Annotated in this window: 19 protein-coding genes; 12 read left to right on the forward strand and 7 right to left on the reverse strand. The window is 68.2% G+C overall.

What is annotated here, in order from left to right; translation table 11 throughout:
• Positions 1-7 precede the first annotated feature (7 nt).
• The 5 genes from A5747_RS09425 to A5747_RS09445 form a co-directional block, all read right to left on the reverse strand.
• Positions 8-1,669 carry an Hsp70 family protein gene (locus tag A5747_RS09425; RefSeq protein WP_076123553.1) on the reverse strand — a complete coding sequence of 554 codons (1,662 nt, stop codon included), beginning with the start codon at positions 1,667-1,669 and terminating at the stop codon, positions 8-10.
• A gap of 54 nt (positions 1,670-1,723) precedes the next feature.
• Positions 1,724-2,146 (reverse strand): hypothetical protein, encoded by a 423-nt coding sequence (locus A5747_RS09430; protein WP_142245503.1) that lies wholly within the window; start codon positions 2,144-2,146, stop codon positions 1,724-1,726.
• Positions 2,147-2,242: 96 nt separating this feature from the next.
• A complete protein-coding gene (locus A5747_RS09435; protein ID WP_076123555.1) occupies positions 2,243-2,791 on the reverse strand; it encodes a hypothetical protein in 549 nt (182 codons plus the stop codon).
• A 35-nt stretch (positions 2,792-2,826) separates the two neighbouring features.
• On the reverse strand, positions 2,827-3,378 hold the full coding sequence (locus A5747_RS09440) for a hypothetical protein (RefSeq protein WP_142245508.1): 552 nt from the start codon (positions 3,376-3,378) through the stop codon (positions 2,827-2,829).
• Between the two features lie 163 nt (positions 3,379-3,541).
• Entirely contained in the window at positions 3,542-4,996 is a 1,455-nt protein-coding gene (locus tag A5747_RS09445; RefSeq protein WP_076123557.1) for an amino acid permease, read from the reverse strand.
• A 150-nt stretch (positions 4,997-5,146) separates the two neighbouring features.
• Between A5747_RS09445 and A5747_RS25055 the strand changes: the two genes are divergently transcribed.
• From A5747_RS25055 to A5747_RS09470, 5 genes are all read left to right on the forward strand, one after another.
• Positions 5,147-6,592, forward strand: a complete 1,446-nt coding sequence (locus A5747_RS25055; RefSeq protein WP_076123558.1) for a hypothetical protein — start codon at positions 5,147-5,149, stop codon at positions 6,590-6,592.
• A 263-nt stretch (positions 6,593-6,855) separates the two neighbouring features.
• A complete protein-coding gene (gene dnaK, locus A5747_RS09455) occupies positions 6,856-8,724 on the forward strand; it encodes a molecular chaperone DnaK (RefSeq protein WP_076123559.1) in 1,869 nt (622 codons plus the stop codon).
• Positions 8,721-9,386: a nucleotide exchange factor GrpE gene (gene grpE / locus A5747_RS09460; protein WP_076123560.1), complete on the forward strand. Its 666-nt coding sequence runs from the start codon at positions 8,721-8,723 to the stop codon at positions 9,384-9,386. The genes dnaK and grpE overlap by 4 nt, the downstream gene beginning before the upstream one ends.
• A gap of 53 nt (positions 9,387-9,439) precedes the next feature.
• Positions 9,440-10,615, forward strand: a complete 1,176-nt coding sequence (dnaJ, locus tag A5747_RS09465; RefSeq protein ID WP_076062775.1) for a molecular chaperone DnaJ — start codon at positions 9,440-9,442, stop codon at positions 10,613-10,615.
• Positions 10,615-11,001 (forward strand): heat shock protein transcriptional repressor HspR, encoded by a 387-nt coding sequence (locus A5747_RS09470; protein ID WP_076117103.1) that lies wholly within the window; start codon positions 10,615-10,617, stop codon positions 10,999-11,001. The genes dnaJ and A5747_RS09470 overlap by 1 nt, the downstream gene beginning before the upstream one ends.
• A gap of 11 nt (positions 11,002-11,012) precedes the next feature.
• Here A5747_RS09470 and A5747_RS09475 read toward each other — a convergent pair whose 3' ends face one another.
• Positions 11,013-11,903 carry an aldose 1-epimerase gene (locus A5747_RS09475; RefSeq protein ID WP_076123561.1) on the reverse strand — a complete coding sequence of 297 codons (891 nt, stop codon included), beginning with the start codon at positions 11,901-11,903 and terminating at the stop codon, positions 11,013-11,015.
• A gap of 9 nt (positions 11,904-11,912) precedes the next feature.
• A complete protein-coding gene (locus A5747_RS09480; protein ID WP_076123562.1) occupies positions 11,913-13,085 on the reverse strand; it encodes an FAD-binding oxidoreductase in 1,173 nt (390 codons plus the stop codon).
• Positions 13,086-13,189: 104 nt separating this feature from the next.
• Between A5747_RS09480 and clpB the strand changes: the two genes are divergently transcribed.
• From clpB to A5747_RS09515, 7 genes are all read left to right on the forward strand, one after another.
• Entirely contained in the window at positions 13,190-15,736 is a 2,547-nt protein-coding gene (clpB, locus tag A5747_RS09485; RefSeq protein WP_076123609.1) for an ATP-dependent chaperone ClpB, read from the forward strand.
• 118 nt (positions 15,737-15,854) lie between these two features.
• The gene (gene ttfA, locus A5747_RS09490; RefSeq protein ID WP_076123563.1) at positions 15,855-16,706 is read left to right on the forward strand and encodes a trehalose monomycolate transport factor TtfA; all 852 of its coding nucleotides are present in this window, start codon (positions 15,855-15,857) and stop codon (positions 16,704-16,706) included.
• Positions 16,707-16,750: 44 nt separating this feature from the next.
• Positions 16,751-17,524 (forward strand): SDR family oxidoreductase, encoded by a 774-nt coding sequence (locus tag A5747_RS09495; protein ID WP_076123564.1) that lies wholly within the window; start codon positions 16,751-16,753, stop codon positions 17,522-17,524.
• Entirely contained in the window at positions 17,511-18,050 is a 540-nt protein-coding gene (pyrE, locus tag A5747_RS09500) for an orotate phosphoribosyltransferase (protein WP_076123565.1), read from the forward strand. The genes A5747_RS09495 and pyrE overlap by 14 nt, the downstream gene beginning before the upstream one ends.
• A 12-nt stretch (positions 18,051-18,062) precedes the next feature.
• Positions 18,063-18,968, forward strand: coding sequence for a hypothetical protein (locus A5747_RS09505; RefSeq protein WP_076123566.1), 906 nt, complete (start codon positions 18,063-18,065; stop codon positions 18,966-18,968).
• Positions 18,965-19,609, forward strand: coding sequence for an RNA methyltransferase (locus A5747_RS09510; RefSeq protein WP_076123567.1), 645 nt, complete (start codon positions 18,965-18,967; stop codon positions 19,607-19,609). The genes A5747_RS09505 and A5747_RS09510 overlap by 4 nt, the downstream gene beginning before the upstream one ends.
• Positions 19,610-19,672: 63 nt before the next feature.
• Positions 19,673-21,532, forward strand: coding sequence for an MFS transporter (locus A5747_RS09515; protein ID WP_076123568.1), 1,860 nt, complete (start codon positions 19,673-19,675; stop codon positions 21,530-21,532).
• The last annotated feature ends 31 nt before the right edge of the window (positions 21,533-21,563 follow it).

Consider the following 21,563-nt stretch of genomic DNA (forward strand, 5'->3'; position numbering starts at 1 on the left):
GCCCGGGTTAGCGCCCGAACGGAAGCTGCGGCAGCGGCAGTCCCCCGCGCGTGGTCGTCGGCGCCGCGGTGGTCGTTACCTGCGACGTCGTGGTCGGCGGGGCCGTGGTGGCCGTGGTGGTCGGCGGCGGGCTCGTCGTCGTGGGCGGCGCGGTGGTCGTCGTCGTGGTGGGGGCCGGGGTTGTCGTCGTAGGCGCGGGCGACTGTGTGGTGTTCGTCGACGGCGGTGGCGGTGGGATCACTGTCACAGTGGGGCTGTTGTTCGGCCCGGTGATGGTGACGGTTTGCGACGTCTGCGGCGGCCCGGGTGCGTTCGTCGGGGTGGACTTGGTGCGGAGCAGGGTCAGGGCCAGCACGATGGCTACCAGCACTGCCGCGAGCGCCGCGGCCACGGTCAACACCAGCGCCGTGCGCTTGTACCAGGGCAGCCCGGCGGCCGGCGCGGCATAACGATCCTCGTCGGTGTCGCCGAATCCCGTTGGTTCCCTGCCGTAGCCGGCCGGGTGTTCGGGGCCGGTATAGGGGACCGGCTCCGCCCCCTCCGCGTCCTGTGACCACGCCAACGGGGTGGGCGGCACACCGGCTGCAGCGGCGGTGGCAACCGCTTCGGTCGGGTTTTCGACGAGCGGACTCGCGGCGGTGGCCGCGCCCGCCGACGACTGCAGTCCCGCGAGCGCCGCCGCGCCGATGGCGGCGCTGTAGACGGGCTGCGGCGTGGTGAGGACCGGCACCTGCAGGCGCCCCGACAGTCGCGTCGTGATCAGCGGGATGCTCGCGCCGCCGCCGACAATCGCCACGGCGGCGAGGCTGGATCGCGCAATCCCGTTGCGCCGCAACAATTCTTCGACGGAGCCTACGAATCGATCCAGGGGCTGGGAAATGAGTTGTTCGAACTCGCTGCGCGAGAGCGTGACACCCCTACCGGAACCGTCCTGGATCGTGGCGATCGTCGCCGCCGACAGATGTTCCTTGGCGCGCTGGCATTCGACGAGCAGAGGGGTCAGCGACCCAGGCCGGGTGACGCCGGCGACGGCGCGGGTGGTATCCGCGTCGGCCGCCGACCGCACGTGGTTGAGGATGAGCTGATCGATGGCGTCGCCGGAGAACTCCGTGTGCCGGACCGAAGGGCCGGTCTGCTGAGGGTTCGTCGCCGCGTCGGTCAGCGTGACGGTGGTGCCGCCCGCGCCGAAATCGCACAGCGCGACCGTGCCGGCGGTCGGGAATCCGGGCTTGGTGCGCAGGGCCATCAGCGCGGCCGTGGCGTCGGAGATCAATGCCGGCGCCACGCCGCCTTGGGCCAGCGTCGGTTGGGCGAAAAACTCGGCACGCAGGGCGGCGTACTGTGCCTCGGACCAATACGCGGGGACGGCCACGGTGATCGGCGACCCGTAGCCGGCCGCGCGCGCCATCGCCTCGAGCGCCTCGACGGTCAGGGCCTCGCCGAGGTATTTGCTTCCGTCGGCGGCCACCAATGGAGCCCGGTCTCCGACCCGCTCGACGAATCCACGCATCACCAGCCCGGCCGGGTTCGGATTCTCTTCGGGCAGGCCAACTTCGGATGGTCGGTCGTTATACAGCGTCAGCACCGATCTGCGGACCAGCGGGGCGGTGCCCTCGCGGGCCGCGACCAGGTTGGCCACGCCCAGCGACAACCCGAGCGACTCGCCCATATCGCGCACCCCCGTGTCCGTTGTCTCGCTGGCGAGTCTAGGTGCGCCGCCGCATCACCGGCCTGGCGGCAAGGTGACCTCGGTCATTGGTGGCGGCGACGTGATCATCGTGGGCACCTCTGGGAAAGCCTCGGGCGGCGGCGACGTGACGACCGAGGGTACCTCCGGGAAAGCCTCGGGCGCCGGCGAGGCGATGGTTGCTCCGGCGGCCGTCGCCGACTCGTCGAGCATCGGTCGAGGCCGCGGAACGACGGGCGCGGCGGTGGTCGGCGTGGTCTCGATTACCGGCGCTGACATGGAGGGACCCTGGGCCAGCTGCAGGACGCCCCAGATGTTCAGTGCGACGAGGACCGCGATGGGGATGCCCCATCCGACCAACGCGATCAGTTTGCGCCAGCGCGGGACCGACTCCGCGGGCTCAGGCTCTTGGATTCCCCCGATCACGCCAATCGCACGTGGCGGCGCGTAGCTTGTCATGGTCGTGACGGTATCGGCGGGCGCTACCCGCGGGCCGCTGCCACGCGCGCCGCCACCGATCAGCGACCAAACCTTGATCGCACCGCGACCTGCGCCTCAGCGCAGGGCGGGCGGGACCGTCATGGTTGGCCCGCCCGGAATGGTGATCACCGGCGGAAGCGACGGCATGTGATGCCGATGCGATGGCTGCTGTGAGGGCTGCTGCGTGGGCTGCTGGGTCGGCTGTTGGGCCGGCGGCTCGACCGCACTGCTGCTCGGTGGTGACTCGGTCGTCGTGCTCGGCGACGTCGTCGTGGTGGTGGTGGTTGTGCTGGTGGGCGACGTCGTGCTGGTGCTCGGGACGTGGCTGGTGCCCTGGTCTCCGCCGAGCAGCTGCGTGATGCCGAAAACGATCAACGCGATCAGGATCAGGACGAGCAAGGCCCACCCGAGCAGCATGACCGGCCTGCGATACCACGCGGTGGGCTCGGATTCCTCGTCGAACGGATCGACGGATTGATCCGGTTGGTACTCCCCGGGCGGAGGTTCCCCGGGGGCCTGACCGGTGGGGGCCGCTTCGGTGAACGGCGGCCGCTCACCCATGCCGAAACCCGCATGCCGGGTCGGTTCGTTGTGGAAGTCGTCCGGCGGGCCAGTGCGTGCCACGGCACCGATGGTACTGACCCCTCCGGCGGGTCAGCTCAGAACGTGTTCACCTTGTCGACGCTGACGAACATTCCGTGCCCGGTGTGGTCGTTGGTGAACCGGGTTCCGTCGGTGCTGGCGTTGATCGTCCAGCCCTGGGCCGCGTACGTCTTGTAGTCGATGGTGACGGTCGGGATGGCCCCCAGGTTGCCTAGCACCCACTCGACGGAACCGCCCGAGGTGATGCTGACGCCGTTAGCATGCTCGCCGTCTTGCAGCGGAGAGTTGGTGAACGGTGCCTCGCACCCGACGCTGTCCTTGTTGATCTGGCAGCGCGTCACGCCGGACTTGGTTTCGATGAAGACGTAGCCGTTGTTGTCGGGCGGCAGCGGGATGGCTCCGGCCGGCGCGGTCGGGCTGCTCGGCGTCGGGCTGGTGGGGGGCGTCGACGACGACGGTGAGGGGCTCGACGTCATTGTGGGGAAGGTGGGTTCCGTCGGCCCGGTACCCGGCTTGGCGATCGGCCTGCCCTCGATGACGGAGCTGCAGCCGGAAACCAACTCAAGGCTCGCCAGCAGCGCCACGAGCAGCAGCGAGCCACCGGCCAGACTCCGCTGCGTCTTCCGCGATAACCGCACGCGTTACTCCCCGAGGATCTCCGATATCAGGAAATCAGCGTACGGCCGGCATAACGAAAGTTGCTGCAGGCGGGCGGTTATCGATATCGAGCCGATGGCTCAGGTTTATCGCCGCGTGACACGCGTGCGCGGCCTAAGCCGCCACGGATGGATCGGTGGGCGGTAGGGCCGGGATCGCGTCGAGCGCGGCGGCTCGCACCCGACCGCGGACCAGGAACCAACCGCCGATGAGCCCGGGCACACCGATGATCGTCGCGCCGAGCAGCCAGGGCCCTTGCACCTTGTCGAAGAACATCAGGACCACGACGCCGGCCAGGAACGCCAGCGTGAGATAGCCGCTGTACGGCGACAGGGGCATGCGGAAATTCGGCCGTTGCAACCGCCCGGCCTTCGCCCACCGGTAAAGCTGCAGCTGGCTTGCCACGATGGTCCCCCAGGCGAACACGATGCCCACGGCCGCGACGTGCAACACGATTTCGAACGCCTGGCTCGGCTTGACGGCGTTGAGCACGATGCCCAACAAACCGACCGCGCTGGTGAGCAGGATCCCGCCGTATGGCACACCGTTCCTCGACATCGGCGCGGTGAACTTGGGGCCGCTGCCGTTGATCGCCATCGAGCGCAGGATTCGGCCCGTGGAATACAGCCCCGCGTTCAAACTCGACAACGCCGCCGTGAGCACCACCACGTTCATCACGCTGCCCGCGCCGCTGTAACCCATTTTGGAGAAGAACGTCACGAACGGGCTGACGTGATCCCGGTATGCGGTGTAGGGCAGCAGCAGCCCAAGCAGGACCGTGGACCCGATGTAGAAGACCGCGATGCGGAACACCACCGAGTTGATCGCGCGCGGCATGATCTTCTCCGGGTTTGCCGTTTCCCCGGCCGCGATGCCCACCAATTCGATTGCGGCGTAAGCGAACACCACCCCCGAAGTGACCAGCACCAAGGGCAGCAGGCCGGTGGGCAATAGGCCGCCGTGGCTGTCCCACAGACCCGTCCCGGTGTCATGCCCGTCGACCTTGAAGCGCCCGACCACAAAGACCGTGCCGACGACGAGGAAGGTCACCAACGCCAGGACCTTGACCAGCGAGGCCCAGAACTCCAGCTCACCGAAGGCCTTGACCGAGATCAGGTTCATCGACAACACCAGGACGAGCGCGATCAACGCGAGGGCCCACTGCGGAACGACCTGCAACGCCTTCCAGTAGTGGCAGTAATGCGCGATCGCCGTGGTGTCCACGATGCCCGTCATCGACCAGTTGAGGACATACATCCAGCCCGCGACGAAAGCCAGCTTCTCCCCGAAGAATTCGCGGGAGTAGGACACGAACGACCCCGACGACGGGCGGTGCAGCACCAGCTCGCCGAGCGCGCGCAGGATCAGGAAGACGAAGATGCCGCAGATCCCGTAGACCAGAAACAGTCCGGGCCCCGCCGACGCGAGCCGTCCACCGGCACCGAGGAAAAGGCCCGTCCCGATGGCGCCACCGAGGGCGATCATTTGTATCTGGCGATTTTTGAGGCCCTTGTGATAGCCCGCGTCTTCGCGCGCGAGCCGCACGGTGGCGCTGTCTGGCTCTGACATCGAGCTCCTGCCGTGGTGGCTTCGGGAAAGCTCAGGCTAACCCATGGCTGTGCCGCCCGCTCGTCACCGGGAACGAAGGCCCGCACGCGCACGTTGTGGTTCGATCGGCGGGAATAGGCGAACCCAACGCGGGCTGACGACGGGAGAACTGTGACACGACGATTCGGTGGCCTCCTGGCGCTTCCGCTTATCTGGGTGCTGGCCGCGGTGCTGGCTTCGCCGGCGCACGCCGACAACTACACCGACGCGCTGGTGGCCAAGTTCAACGCCCAGACGCATGTGGTGGCCGACCCTGCGGCGAGCCCGCCGTTGCAGAACCCGGACACGTTGAATGAGCAGATCCTCACCGGCCGGTGGACGTGGAGTTCGGCACCGCCGGTCTGGGTGGCGGCGGTGGCACCCGCCCAAACCGGTATCACCACAACGGACGCCATTCACGACGTCATGGTGGGCCGCAATCCCAACTTCGGTGGCGTCATCCTGGTCATCGACGCCAAGGGCTACCAGGTGCGCGCCTACAACGTGCCGAAGGAGGTCGCGGACAGCGTCAACCGACTCATGGACCAGGCGGCCAGGGATAACCGCCATGACCCCCGCGGCGCGGCCCGTCAGTTCGTCGCCAGACTGACCGCCGTGCAGGTGGCTTCCGGCGCGCCGGCAACGAGCTCCCCGGTGGTGCACCAGAAGCACACCAGCTGGACGTGGTTGTGGGTGCTGCTGGCCATCGTCGCCCTCGTCCTAGCGACGATCGGTTTAGTCTCGTTCGTCGCGAGCCGGAATCGTAAGCGCCGCAAGGACTCCGAGGCGCGAGAGCGGTTCAAGCAGGAACTGATCGCGGCGGAATCCGACGTCGCCGACCTAGATAACGCGGTGCTCGCCGAGAGCACCCCGGACGTCAGCGCCGAGCAGGTGAAGGCCAACGCCGGCCTGCACGACGCCCGCAAGGCAGCCGAGGCGGGGGACTACACCGCGGCGCTGGCACACCTCAGGGCGGTGCGGTCCACGGTGGAGAAGGCCGACCGGAAGCTCAACCCGGCGAAGTATGCGGCGAATCCCGAGGAAGACCCCAAGCAGGCGCAGGTGCGGGCGAAGAACCCGGACACCGGGCAGTACGTCACGATCAGCAACAACGACTACCGGGCGGTGCCGCAACCGGGCTACCCGCACTACTACGCCGGTGGCTACTACAACGGGATGTTCTTCAATCCGGGCTACTACCCGTACGCGTTCTGGGGTCCGGGCTGGGGCTGGGGTCTCGCCGATGTGGTGGTGCTGGACGCGCTGCTGGACGACCGTTGGGGCGGCGGCTACGGCGGCTACGAGCGCGGCTTCGAAGCGGGCCGGGATTCGGCGTTCGCGGATTCGGGCTTCACCAGTGGTCAATCCGACGGCTACGACAGCCAGCAGGCCAACGTCGGGTTTGACGGGGGCTACTCGAGTTCCGGTGGCGACGTCGGATTCGGCGGCGGTTACGACTCCGGCGGCGGCAACTTCGACTTCGGCGGGGGGTCCGATTCCGGCGGTGGCTCGGACTTCGGCGGTGGCTCGGACTTCGGCGGCGGGTCCGACTCCGGCGGCGGCGACTTCGGGTTCTGAGAGCTCGGGCGCGCCTTCTCCGCCGAGATTGCCGTGAGGGTCGCGATTTGGACGCCTGCGACGACCCTCACGGCAATCTCGGCGGAATCCGGAGCGGGACCCCGGGAACAAGACGCTGCCGCCTGCCGTTAGGATGATCAACAAGTTGAGTGACCCAGGCTCAATTCTGGGTTGACACCCGGAAGCCCGAGAGGGCAGGCTTGAGTGGGGTTCACTCAGCATAGTGCCACCAAAAAAGCTCTACACACTCAGGAGGAATCACTATGGCTCGTGCGGTCGGTATCGACCTCGGGACCACCAACTCCGTCGTCGCAGTACTCGAGGGTGGCGACCCCGTCGTCGTCGCAAACTCCGAGGGCTCACGCACCACTCCGTCGATCGTCGCGTTCGCGCGCAACGGCGAAGTGCTCGTCGGCCAGCCCGCCAAGAACCAGGCGGTCACCAACGTCGACCGCACCGTGCGGTCGGTCAAGCGGCACATGGGCACGGATTGGTCCATCGAGATCGACGACAAGAAATACACCGCGCAGGAAATCAGCGCCCGCGTTTTGATGAAGCTGAAGCGCGACGCCGAGGCCTACCTCGGTGAGGACATCACCGACGCGGTCATCACCACACCCGCCTACTTCAACGACGCCCAGCGTCAGGCGACGAAGGAGGCTGGCCAGATCGCCGGCCTGAACGTCCTACGCATCGTCAACGAGCCGACCGCGGCCGCGCTGGCCTACGGGCTGGACAAGGGCGAGAAGGAGCAGCGCATCCTGGTCTTCGACCTGGGCGGCGGCACCTTCGACGTCTCGCTGCTGGAGATCGGCGAGGGCGTCGTCGAGGTCCGTGCCACCAGCGGTGACAACCACCTCGGTGGCGACGACTGGGACGACCGCATCGTCAACTGGCTCGTCGACAAGTTCAAGGGCACCAGCGGCATCGACCTGACCAAGGACAAGATGGCGATGCAGCGGCTGCGTGAGGCCGCCGAGAAGGCCAAGATCGAGCTCTCGAGTTCGCAGAGCACCTCGATCAACCTGCCCTACATCACCGTTGACTCCGACAAGAACCCGCTGTTCCTCGACGAGCAGCTGACCCGCGCCGAGTTCCAGAAGATCACGCAGGATCTGCTCGACCGCACCCGTCAGCCGTTCCAGTCGGTGATCAAGGACGCCGGCATCTCGGTGTCCGAGATCGACCACGTCGTGCTGGTGGGCGGTTCCACCCGGATGCCCGCGGTGTCGGATCTGGTCAAGGAGATGACCGGCGGCAAGGAACCCAACAAGGGCGTCAACCCCGACGAAGTCGTCGCCGTGGGTGCGGCGCTGCAGGCGGGTGTCCTCAAGGGTGAGGTGAAAGACGTTCTGCTGCTTGACGTTACGCCGCTGAGCCTCGGTATCGAGACCAAGGGTGGCGTGATGACCAAGCTCATCGAGCGCAACACCACGATCCCGACCAAGCGGTCGGAGACCTTCACCACGGCCGACGACAACCAGCCATCGGTGCAGATCCAGGTCTACCAGGGTGAGCGCGAAATCGCTTCGCACAACAAGCTGCTCGGCAGCTTCGAGCTGACCGGTATCCCGCCGGCTCCGCGCGGCGTCCCGCAGATCGAGGTCACCTTCGACATCGACGCCAACGGCATCGTGCACGTCACGGCCAAGGACAAGGGCACCGGCAAGGAGAACACGATCAAGATCCAGGAGGGCTCCGGCCTTTCCAAGGAGGAGATCGACCGGATGATCAAGGACGCCGAGGCGCACGCCGAGGAGGACCGCAAGCGTCGCGAGGAGGCCGACGTTCGCAACCAGGCCGAGACGCTGGTCTACCAGACGGAGAAGTTCGTCAAGGAGCAGCGTGAGGCCGAGGGTGGCTCGAAGGTCCCCGAGGACACGCTGAACAAGGTGGATGCCGCTGTGGCCGAGGCGAAGTCGGCGCTCGGTGGTACGGACATCACCGCGATCAAGGCGGCGATGGAGAAGCTGGGTCAGGAGTCTCAGGCGCTCGGACAGGCCATCTACGAGGCCACCCAGGCGGAGTCCGCGCAGGCCGGTGGCGGTGAGCCCGGCGGCGGCGCGGGAGCCGGCTCCGCTGACGACGTCGTGGACGCGGAGGTGGTCGACGACGACCGGGAGGCCAAGTGACCGAAGGCAACCCGCAAGAACAGGTAACGGTTACCGACAAGCGGCGGATCGATCCCGAGACCGGCGAAGTACGGCATGTCCCTCCCGGCACCGCGCCGGGAGGGGCGGCGCCGGCGGCCGGTGACAAGGCCGACGAGGCGGGTGCCAAGGTCGCCGAGCTGACCGCCGATCTGCAGCGTGTGCAAGCTGATTTCGCCAACTACCGCAAGCGGGCGCTGCGCGATCAGCAGGCGGCGGCGGACCGGGCCAAGGCCACCGTGGTCAGCCAATTGTTGGGCGTGCTCGACGATCTCGACCGGGCACGCGCCCACGGCGACCTCGACTCCGGCCCGCTGAAGTCGGTCGCGGACAAGCTGATGAGCGCGCTGACCGGGCTCGGCCTGGCGGCGTTCGGAGCCGAGGGCGAAGACTTCGATCCGGTGTTGCACGAAGCGGTGCAGCACGAGGGCGACGGCGGCGAGGGCTCCAAACCGGTCATCGGCACCGTCATGCGACAGGGCTACCGCCTGGGCGAGAACGTGCTGCGGCACGCCCTCGTCGGCGTGGTCGACACGGTCGCCGAGGACGGCGAAGACTCGCCCCCCGCTGGTGAACCCGTCGAAAGCGAGGCCGAACCCGAGCCGGCCGATGCGGACGATAACGCCGACACCTCAGGTGACTAAGGCTCAGAATCAACACAACAACCGAAGAGAAAGGTGGGAGGGGGTGGCGCGACATGGCCCAGCGTGAATGGGTCGAAAAGGACTTCTACAAGGAGCTGGGCGTCTCCTCCGACGCCAGTCCCGAGGAGATCAAGCGTGCCTACCGCAAGCTAGCGCGCGATTTGCATCCGGACGCGAATCCCGACAACCCCGCCGCCGGCGAGCGATTCAAGGCGGTGTCGGAGGCGCACAACGTTTTGTCGGATCCGGCTAAGCGCAAGGAATACGACGAAACCCGCCGGCTGTTCGCCGGCGGTGGCTTCGGTGGCCGCAGGTTCGACACCGGCGGCTTCAGCTTCGACGTCGGCGGTGACGGCGCCGAGTTCAACCTCAACGATTTGTTCGACGCCGCGGGCCGAACCGGCGGCACCAACATCGGCGACCTCTTTGGCGGCCTGTTCGGTCGCGGCGCCAGCGCACGTCCCAGCCGGCCGCGGCGCGGCAACGATCTGGAGACCGAGACCGAGCTGGATTTCGTCGAGGCCGCCAAGGGTGTCGCGATGCCGTTGCGGCTGACCAGCCCCGCGCCGTGCACCAACTGCCACGGCAGTGGCGCGCGACCGGGCACTAGCCCGAAGGTGTGTCCGACGTGCAATGGCTCCGGCGTAATCAGCCGGAATCAGGGCGCTTTCGGCTTTTCGGAGCCGTGCACCGATTGCCGGGGGAGCGGGTCGATCATCGAGCACCCCTGCGAGGAGTGCAAGGGCACCGGCGTCACCACCCGCACCCGCACCATCAACGTGCGGATACCGCCGGGTGTCGAGGACGGACAGCGGATCCGGCTCGCCGGGCAGGGTGAGGCCGGATTGCGCGGCGCCCCGTCGGGCGACCTGTATGTGACCGTGCATGTGCGGCCCGACAAGATCTTCGGCCGTGACGGCGACGACCTCACCGTGACCGTTCCGGTCAGCTTCACCGAATTGGCTTTGGGCTCAACGCTTTCGGTGCCAACGTTGGATGGCAAGGTGGGTGTTCGGGTGCCCAAGGGCACCGCCGACGGCCGAATCCTGCGGGTGCGTGGACGCGGCGTGCCCAAGCGCGGCGGCGGCAGCGGCGACTTACTCGTCACCGTCAAGGTCGCCGTCCCGCCGAACGTGGAAGGCGCCGCCCAGGAGGCCCTGGAGGCGTACGCGGAGGCCGAACGCTCCAGTGGCTTCAATCCCCGGGCCGGGTGGGCAGGTAATCGCTGATGGCCAAGAACCCCAAGCGAGACGACGCGCGGACCTTCCTGATTTCGGTGGCCGCCGAACTGGCCGGCATGCATGCGCAGACCCTGCGGACCTACGACCGCCTCGGCCTGGTCAGCCCGCGCCGGACTTCCGGTGGGGGGCGCCGTTATTCGCAGCACGACGTGGATTTGCTGCGCGAGGTGCAGCGGCTGTCCCAGGACGAGGGCGTCAACCTCGCCGGCATCAAGCGGATCATCGAGCTGACCAATCAGGTCGAGGCGCTGCAGTCGCGGCTGAAGGAAATGTCCGAGGAAATAGCCGTATTGCGCGCCAACCAGCGCCGTGATGTCGCGGTGGTGCCCAAGAGCACCGCACTGGTGGTGTGGCAGCCGCGCAAGGGCCGCTGAGACTTCCGTCGCTAGACCCGGATCGAGAATTGGGTGACCGCTGGCTTGCCGGGTCGCGCACACCGGTAGCCGCCGCGGCGCAGGGCGTCGGTCGGCGCGGCCATCGGTTCGAAACAGATCACGTCTTCGGCGAGCGGCGCGAAGATCTGCGCCGCCGGGAACCCCCGCTCGAAGTGCACTTCGAGGCGGCGGCCGCCGCCGGACACGGCGAACACCTCCCCATCGGCCACCTCGTCGTAGGCATCGTCAAAGGCTTTGTCGCCCAACGGCTCTTCCCGCCCCGGCTGCTCTTCCGATTCGCCAGTGGGTAGACCCTTTTCGTCCAGGCTCAGATGACGAAGCGGTGGCGTCTCGATGATCCACTCCCCGCGGGCCACGTCCGGCAGGCGCAGATACGGATGAAAGCCGAAGCACAGCGGTACGGCCGTCTCCCCGGTCGCGGTGACGGTGGCGCGCACGGTTAGCCTCCGATCCGCCAGCCGCACTTCCACCGTCAGCAGATGCCGATAGGGGAAGCTGGCCAGCAACCGGGGATCGGCGCCGAAGTCAAGCTCGGCGGTCAACTCGTCGGCCGACTGCGCGGTCACCCGCCAGGCCGGGTAGGCGGCCAGTACGCCGTGGATGGGCAACCCATTGGGATCGGCACGCACACCGTTTTCGCCCGGCACCAGCGTCACGGTCGCCTTCTCCGCCGTATATGTGTTGTCGCCCAATCGATTTGCCCAGGGATACAGAATCGGAATCCCCATCGTCTTGCCGTCGGAGACATAGGCGTCCAGCCCGCGGCGTTGCCCGAGCAGTTCGATACCGCAGTCGGCCAGCGACGTCCCGATCATGCCCGCGTCGGGCACCCACTGCGCGGTCACCGATGACGACGCATCGTGCAGCGTCACGACATGCACGCGGTCAGCTTAACGCGACAGCGGGTCGTGCTGAATGCGTTCCGGTGGGGCGCCTTTCGCGACGAGAGCGGCCTTGGTGGCGCGGACCATGGCCGGACCGCCGCAGATCAGGATCTGCCGGTCGCCCCAGCCGCCGTACTTGGTCACCACGTCGGGCAACCGTCCGCTCTGGCGCACGTGCAGGCCGCGCGGCGGCGTCACGTCGGGATAGTCGGCGGCCCAAGGTGGATCGCGGTTGTACTCGGTGACCGGCGAGACCGACAGCCACGGATTGTGCGTGGAGATCTGCCACAGGGTGGGCAGGTCGTAGAGCTCGCAGAAGTAGCGGGCGCCGAAGAACAGGTGCACCCGCGGGTTCTGCGCGTAGCGGGACATGTCCATGATCAGCGCCCGCAGCGGCGCCAGGCCGGTGCTGCCCGCCACCATCAGCACGTCGCCGCCGTCCCGGTCGACGCTGAGGCCGCCATGCGGGCTGGACAACCGCCAGCGGTCGCCGGGGCGGGCTTCCTCGAGGATTGCGGTGCTGACCAGCCCCCCGGGCACCAGGCGGACGTGAAATTCGATGCCGCCGTGCGGGTCGGCGGGAATGGCGGGGCTCAGATACCGCCACCGGCGCGGGCACTGCGGAACCTGGACGTTGACGTACTGACCCGGGTGATAGGGCATCGGCCGGTCCAGCCGCAGCCGGACGACCGCGAGGTCCCGGGATACCCGAAGGTGCTCGATCAGGGTGCCGTCCCACCAGGCGGGCCCCTCTTCGGCGTCGGCGGCCCCGCTCATCACCCCGGTGATGAGGTGAAGCGACTGGGTGGCCGCGTCGTCGACCGCGTCGGTCCAGCCATCACCGATGTGCCCGCGCAGCGACGCGTACAGCGCGCGATGCAACGTCTCGTAATGCGTTGGCAGCACACCGTATTTGCGGTGATCGCGGCCGAGCTGGACCAGAAAGGCCACCGGCTCCTGCGCCCGCTGCGCGACCAGCTCGCCGTACACCCAGTGCAGCGCGTGGGCGAAAGCGGCGCGCTGGGCCTCCATCTCGGGCGGGAACAGGTCGCGGATCGAGACGTCGAGGTCGAACCAGTTGGTGTAGAACCGGCGGACGAGGTCGTTCCCGAGGCCCGGGCCGTCCGGCGCGAAGGCGTCGCGCAGCACCTGCAGCGCGTCCCGGTCGTCTAAGCCCACGGACGCCGATTCTAAGTCCGGTAGAGTTGAGCGGAACAGACTCAACCTTGACGGCGTTGAACATCGCGACAAGCATTTTCACTACGTACTTGAACGGAGGTGTCGTGGACTCTTTCAACCCGACAACCAAGACGCAGGCGGCCCTGACATCGGCCCTCCAGGCGGCGAGCGAAGCCGGGAATCCCGAGATCCGGCCCGCTCACCTGCTGTTGGCGCTGCTGACCCAGAACGACGGGATCGCCGCGCCGCTATTGGAGGCTGTCGGCGTCGAGCCCGCCACCGTCCGCGCCGAAGCGCAGCGGCTTCTGGACCAGCTGCCCCAGGCCAGCGGCGCCAGCTCGCAACCGCAGCTGTCCCGCGAATCGCTGGCCGCGATCACCACCGCCCAGCAGCTGGCCACCGAGATGGACGACGAATACGTCTCCACCGAGCACCTCATGGTCGGGCTGGCCACCGGTGACTCCGACGTCGCCAAGCTGCTGACCGGACACGGCGCCTCGCCGCAAGCGTTGCGCGAGGCGTTCGTCAAGGTGCGCGGCAGCGCCCGGGTCACCAGCCCCGATCCCGAGTCCACCTACCAGGCGCTGGAAAAGTACTCCACCGACCTGACCGCGCGGGCCCGCGAGGGCAAACTCGACCCGGTTATCGGGCGGGACAACGAGATTCGCCGCGTCGTGCAGGTGCTCTCCCGTCGCACCAAGAACAACCCGGTGCTCATCGGCGAGCCCGGCGTCGGCAAGACTGCCATCGTCGAGGGCCTGGCGCAGCGCATTGTCGCCGGCGACGTGCCGGAAAGCCTGCGGGACAAGACCGTCATCGCCCTGGACCTCGGGTCGATGGTGGCCGGCGCCAAGTACCGCGGCGAGTTCGAGGAACGGCTCAAGGCCGTGCTCGACGACATCAAGAACTCCGCGGGCCAGATCATCACGTTCATCGACGAGCTGCACACCATCGTCGGCGCGGGCGCGACCGGCGAGGGCGCGATGGACGCCGGCAACATGATCAAGCCGATGCTGGCCCGCGGCGAGCTCCGACTCGTCGGCGCCACCACGCTCGACGAATACCGCAAGCACATCGAAAAGGACGCCGCGCTGGAGCGGCGCTTCCAGCAGGTCTTCGTCGGCGAACCGTCGGTCGAGGACACCGTCGGCATTCTGCGCGGGCTGAAGGACCGCTACGAGGTGCACCACGGTGTGCGCATCACCGACTCCGCGCTGGTGGCCGCGGCGACGCTGTCCGACCGCTACATCACGGCGCGCTTTTTGCCGGACAAGGCGATCGACCTCGTCGACGAGGCGGCATCGCGATTGAGGATGGAGATCGACTCGCGGCCCGTCGAGATCGACGAGGTCGAGCGGCTGGTGCGCCGGCTCGAGATCGAAGAAATGGCGCTGGCCAAGGAAGAGGACGAGGCGTCCAAGGAGCGGCTGGAGAAGCTGCGCGCCGAGCTGGCCGATCACAAGGAGAAGCTGGCCGAGCTGACCGCCCGCTGGCAGAACGAGAAGAACGCGATCGACATCGTTCGCGAACTCAAGGAGCAGCTCGAGACGTTGCGCGGCGAATCCGACCGCGCCGAGCGCGACGGTGACCTCGCCAAGGCGGCCGAGCTGCGCTACGGGCGCATCCCCGAGGTGGAGAAGAAACTCGACGCCGCGCTGCCGCAGGCCGAGGCCCGCGAGAATGTGATGCTCAAGGAAGAGGTCGGTCCCGACGACATCGCCGACGTGGTGTCGGCGTGGACGGGGATCCCGGCCGGGCGGCTGCTGGAGGGCGAGACCGCCAAGCTGCTGCGGATGGAAGACGAGCTGGGCAAGCGCGTCGTGGGGCAGAAGAAGGCCGTGCAGGCCGTGTCCGACGCGGTGCGGCGCAGCCGGGCCGGGGTCGCCGACCCCAACCGGCCGACGGGATCGTTCTTGTTCCTCGGCCCCACCGGCGTCGGCAAGACGGAGCTGGCCAAGGCGTTGGCGGACTTCCTGTTCGACGACGAGCGGGCGATGGTCCGCATCGACATGAGCGAGTACGGCGAGAAGCACTCGGTGGCCCGCCTGGTGGGCGCGCCTCCCGGATACATCGGCTACGACCAGGGCGGTCAGCTCACCGAGGCGGTGCGCCGTCGGCCCTACACGGTTGTGCTGTTCGACGAGGTCGAGAAGGCCCATCCGGACGTGTTCGACGTGCTGTTGCAGGTGCTCGACGAGGGTCGCCTGACCGACGGCCAGGGCCGCACCGTCGACTTCCGCAACACGATCCTGATCCTGACGTCCAACCTCGGGTCGGGCGGCAGCGAGGAGCAGGTGCTGGCCGCGGTGCGCGCCACGTTCAAGCCGGAGTTCATCAACCGCCTGGACGACGTGCTGGTCTTCGACGGCCTCAACCCCGAAGAGCTGGTGCAGATCGTCGACATTCAGCTGGCCCAGCTGGGCAAGCGGCTGGCGCAACGCCGGCTGCAGCTCGAGGTGTCGCTGCCGGCCAAGAAGTGGCTGGCGCACCGCGGGTTCGACCCGGTCTACGGCGCCCGGCCGCTGCGCCGGTTGGTGCAGCAGGCCATCGGCGACCGGCTGGCCAAGATGTTGCTGGCGGGCGACGTGCACGACGGCGACGTGGTGCCCGTCAACGTCAGCCCCGACGGCGACTCGCTGGTTCTCGGCTAACGGCGCGGCTCGCAGTCAAAACCGCCAGCGCACACTGGGACGCCTGGTGCATGCTGTGATGGGGTTGTGACCTGGTCGGTTTCTGTATTCCCGGCCGATAGCAGATACCCTGTTGGGGATGGTCCCCCTTTGGTTCACGCTCTCCGCGCTGTGCTTTGTCGGCGCGGTGGTGTTGCTGTACGTCGATATCGATCGACGCCGGGGACGCAGCAGGCGGCGTCGATCGTGGGCGCGGTCGCACGGCTTCGATTTCGAGCGTGAATCCACCGACATCCTGAAGCGCTGGAAGCGCGGCGTGATGTCGACGGTCGGCGATGTTCCGGCCCACAACGTCGTGCTGGGTCAGATTCGCGGCGAGGCCGTGTACATCTTCGACCTCGAGGAAGTCGCCACGGTGATCGCGCTGCACCGAAAGGTGGGCACGAACGTCGTCGTCGACCTGCGGCTCAAAGGGCTGAAAGAGCCACGGGAGAGCGACATTTGGTTGCTGGGCGCCATCGGGCCCCGGATGGTGTACTCCACCAATCTGGATGCGGCGCGGCGGGCCTGCGACCGCCGCATGGTCACCTTCGCGCACACCGCGCCCGACAGCGCCGAGATCATGTGGAACGAGCAGAACTGGACGCTGGTCGCGATGCCGATCGCGAGCACGCGCACCCAATGGGACGAGGGCCTGCGCACGGTCCGCCAGTTCAACGACCTGTTGCGGGTGTTGCCGCCGCTGCCGGAGGAGACCTCCGCCGAGGCGGGGGCGCCGGCCGGCCTCCGCAATGCGTCGCCGAGCCGACCGTTGGCTCCGGCCGGGCGCGCGGAGCTGACGTCGCGGCGCCCGCAGCAAGACGTGGCCGGGCTGCTGGGCTCCGACGTTCAGGGCGCCCGCCGCAAACCCGAGCCGGTGCGCCGCGACCCCGGCGGCCGTCCGCCGCCGGCGGGGCGCAACGGCCATCAGGCCACTAACTACCAGCGCTGATAGCGCGCCGGGCCGGTCGGGGTCCGGTCAGTACACTGTCGCTCATGCCACGCCCCGTCGCCCTGATCACTGGGCCAACGTCCGGGATCGGCGCCGGCTACGCGCGACGCTACGCACGCGACGGCTACGACCTGGTTCTGGTCGCCCGCGACGTCGATAGGTTGAACGAATTGGCGGGAGAGCTGAAGGGCGAGGCGGGCAGCGTCGAGATTCTGCCCGCTGATCTCGCCGATCGCGGCGACCGCGACAAGGTTGCCGAGCGGCTTGCCGCCGGTGTGCGAGTCCTGGTGAATAACGCGGGATTCGGCACCTCCGATCAATTCTGGGCAACGGATCCCGCGGTGCTGCAGGCGCAGCTCGAGGTCAACGTCGCCGCCGTCATGCACCTCACCCGCGCCGCCCTGCCGGCCATGCTCGACGCCGGCAGGGGCACGGTCGTCAACATCGCGAGCGTTGCGGGCCTGGTACCCGGCCGGGCGCCAACCTATTCGGCATCCAAGTCGTGGGTGGTCTCGTTCAGCGAGGCCCTGGCCGCCGATTTGCGGGGCACAGGCGTCGGTGTGCACGCCGTGTGCCCCGGCTTCGTGCACACCGAATTCCACGCCCGGGCAGGGATGGACATGGCGGGTGTGCCCTCGTTCATGTGGCTCGAGGTCGACGACGTGGTCAGTCAGAGCCTGGCCGATATCGCCCGCGGCAAGGTGCTCATCATTCCGGGGCTGCAATACAAGGGGATTGTCACCGCCGGGCGGATGATGCCGCGGGGCCTGTTGCGGCTAGTGGCCCAGCGAGCTGGAGGCGGCAGTGGGCGAACCTGATCGCGCGGAGCTGGCGGAGCTCGTGCGACGGCTGTCGGTGGTGCACGGGCGGGTGACGCTGTCGTCGGGCAAGGAGGCCGACTACTACGTCGACCTGCGCCGCGCCACCCTGCACCACCGGGCCTCCGCACTGATCGGCAGGCTGATGCGCGAGCTCACCCGCGACTGGGACTACGCCGTCGTGGGCGGCCTGACACTGGGCGCCGACCCGGTGGCGACGGCCATCATGCACGCGCCGGGCCGGCCGATCGACGCGTTCGTCGTGCGTAAGTCGGCGAAAACCCATGGCCTGCAACGGCTTATCGAGGGGTCAGAGGTCGTCGGTCAGCGCGTGCTGGTGGTCGAGGACACCAGCACCACGGGCGCGTCGGCGCTGACGGCCGTGCGTGCCGTGCAGGACGCGGGCGGCGACGTCATAGGCGTGGCCACCGTGGTGGACCGCGCCACCGGCGCCGCCGAGGCCATCGAGGCCGAGGGCCTGTCGTACCGCAGCGTGCTGGGCCTCGCCGATCTGGGGCTGGGGTAGGCCGCCGGCGGTATGCGCAGCTTCATCGCGGTGTTCGCCTGTCTGGCGGTTTGCCTGCTCGGCTGCTCGGGTTCCACCCATCCCGTCAACCCCTACGGCGCCCAGGGCGCGCGGCTCGGCGAATCGCTGGCGCTGCTCGGCTGGAACATGTCGGTGTCGAACCTGCGCTGGGACGGCGACTACGTGCTGGTCGACGTCTCGGCCGCCGTGGCCTCCAAGGATCCCCACGCGCCGCACGCCAAGGCCGAAGACATCCGGTTCGGGCTTTACGGCGCGCTGGCTCATCCCATCGAGTCGTTCGGGCTGGGCAGTTGCGACGCCGCGGCGACCAGCGTGCACGACCTCGGCTCTCCGCTGTCGGCGCCCCCCGACCGGCTGACCGGCACGGTCTGCCTCGGCCCGCTGAAGGATCACAGTCAGGTCCGCGGGATCTACACCTACTCGCCGCGGGACCGGATCCCGAATACGTCGGCGGCCTATCCGGCGGCGTTCCCGCTGGGGATGATGCCGACCAACGCCAACGACACCGGCCTGGTCGTCAAGACCACCAGCCTGTCGGCCTGGCGCGCGGACGGAATCCCGGTCACCAAGGCGCAATTGGGTGATGCGGGAGCTTTCAATGGCAACGGCTACATGCTGCTGGGGCTGGAGGCCGACTCCGTCGCCGCCCGGTATCGCGACGACTCGGCCAAGCGCGGCGGCCCGTTGATGCTGCTCTCCTCGCCGACGCTGCCTGGGCCGGGATTGAATCCGGCCTGCGCGGCGTACGGGTCGTCGGTGCTGATCCTTCCCGACGCGTCGCTGGACGCGGTGCACGTCAACGCGTCGCTGTGCACCCAGGGCGAGATCAACGAGGCGCTGCTTTACGCGACGGTGGCGGTCGACGGCACCCATGCGGGGGTGTGGACGCAGAAATGACCGGACCCGGACCGACCGAATGGGGCATACCGGCCGGGGGCGTCGGGCCCTGGGAGGGCGACCTTCCCAACGACCCGCGCTACGACCCAAACCTGTTGCGCGACGGCGATACTCGCAATGTCGTCGATGCCTACCGCTACTGGACCCGGGAAGCGATCATCGCCGACATCGATACGCGCCGTCAGCCGCTGCATGTGGCGATCGAGAACTTCGGCCACGACGCGAACATCGGCTCGGTGGTGCGCACGGCCAACGCGTTCGCCGTGCACACGGTGCACATCGTCGGGCGGCGGCGCTGGAATCGCCGCGGCGCCATGGTGACCGATCGTTACCAGCGGCTGTGTCATCACGACAGCGCGGCCGAACTGCTGGACTTCGCCGCCGACGCGGGTCTGACGGTCGTCGCCGTGGACAACGTTCCCGGGGCGGCGCGTCTGGAGGAGACGGCGCTGCCGCGCGAGTGCCTGCTGGTGTTCGGCCAGGAGGGGCCCGGCATCACCGGCGAGACCCGGGCCGGTGCGGCGATCACGGTGTCCATCGCCCAGTTCGGCTCGACGCGCAGCATCAACGCCGGCGTCGCCGCCGGGATCGCGATGCACGCCTGGATCCGGCAGCACGCGGACCTGACCCGCGCCTGGTAATCGCTCCGCGACCCGAGCGCGGCTTGCGAACGCACCTCAGCGGGTACCAGACAGTTCATGGCAGTGAGCACGCAAACCGACATCCCCGGCGGTGCTGCCGGGCCCGAGCAGCGGCCGCGCGGATCGCATCCATGGCTGGTCCTGGCGGTCATCGGCATCGCCCAGTTGATGGTGGTGCTCGACACCACGATCGTCAACATCGCGTTGCCCTCCGCGCAGGCGTCCCTGCATTTCGGCGTCGAAAGCCGGCAATGGATCATCACCGCCTATTCGCTGGCGTTCGGCAGCCTGTTGCTCCTGGGCGGCCGGTTGTCGGACATCTTCGGGCGCCGCCGGACGTTGCTGATTGGCCTGGCCGGATTCGCCGCCGCATCTGCGGTCGGCGGCGCGGCGACCAGTTTCGCGGTGCTGGCCGGCGCGCGCGCATTCCAAGGCGCCTTCGCGGCGGTGCTGGCCCCGGCGGCCTTGTCCACCCTCAACGTCGTCTTCACCGACACCAAAGAGCGCGGCAAGGCGTTCGCCGTGTACGGCGCGATCGCGGGCGGCGGCGCCGTCGTGGGTCTGTTGCTCGGCGGCGCGCTCACCGAGTGGCTGTCGTGGCGGTGGTGTTTGTACGTGAATTTGGTTTTCGCGGTGGTCGCCGCCGCGGGGGTGCTGGCGTTGGTGGCGGCGAAAGATCACCGCGGCAGCCTGGCCCGGCTCGACTGGCTCGGCGTCATCACCGCTTCCGGGGGCTTGTTCTGTCTGGTTTACGGCCTGTCCAACGCCGAAACACACAGCTGGAGCGCGCCGCTGACCGTCGTGATGTTCATCGGCAGCGGCCTGCTGCTGGCCGCCTTCGCGGTGATCGAGGCGCGGGCCGACGCGCCGTTGCTGCCGCTGCGGATTGTCATGGACCGCAACCGCGTTGGCGCATACCTAGCGATCATGATCGCCTTTTGCAGCATGTTCAGCGCCTTCCTGTTCCTGACCTACTATGCCCAGCAGAACCTCGGCTACAGCCCGCTCAAGACCGGCGTGGCCTTCCTGCCGCTGGCCGGCGGTATCGCGGTAGCGGCCGGTCTGGCCAACGCGCGATTGATTCCGAGGCTGGGGCCCCGCCGGGTGATTCCGCCCGGGATGCTCATCGCCGCCGGCGGCATGTTCTGGCTGGCCCAGCTCGACGTTCACTCCACCTATGCGGGCAACGTGTTTGGGCCGCTTCTGGCCCTGGGAGTGGGCATGGGCCTAACGTTCGCGCCCGCGATCGCCACGGCGACGGCAGGTGTTGCCGGACCGGATGCCGGCGTCGCGTCGGCGATGGTGAACACCAGCCAGCAGATCGGCGGTGCCATTGGAACGGCCGCGCTCTCAACCATTTTCGCGTCCGCACTCACCCGCTACATGGCCAGTCATCGGCCCCCCAGCCCCGCCCTGCAACCCGCCGCTGCGGTACACGGCTACACCGTCGCGTTCGGCGTCAGTTGCGGGCTGTTCCTGGCCGGGGCGCTGACTACCGCGCTGCTGTTGCGTCGCGAACCCGCGACTGAGCCCCACCATCGCGACGCGGGCGACGGTGCAGACCGAGGCGGGATCATCGCCGATCTCGAGCGGAAAATCGCGCGGCTGGAAGCCGAAAACCGCCACCTGTCAGCACAATTGAGCCAACTGACCGCGGACCGGACGCCGGTGTCTCGCCCCGCGCCGCGCAATCCGATCAGGTTGGACGCCAAGCTACTTGCAGCCGCACTGGGCGTTGCGCTGATTGCGGTCGCCATGATGGCCGCGACATTGCAAGGATCGCGATCGAACACCGGCATTGTCTGGAACTGCGTCGCCAACACAAAACCACAAGCCGAGCATTACCGGCCGGGTTCACTCAACCAACTCGCCAACGCGCCCGACTGCGAATTCGTGGGAGGCAAGCTAGTAGGTGTGCGTTGACGGCGGAGCTCCTCGTCGTGTCGGCGCCCTG

This window comes from Mycobacterium sp. IS-836 (assembly GCF_001954275.1).
GTDB lineage: Bacteria > Actinomycetota > Actinomycetes > Mycobacteriales > Mycobacteriaceae > Mycobacterium.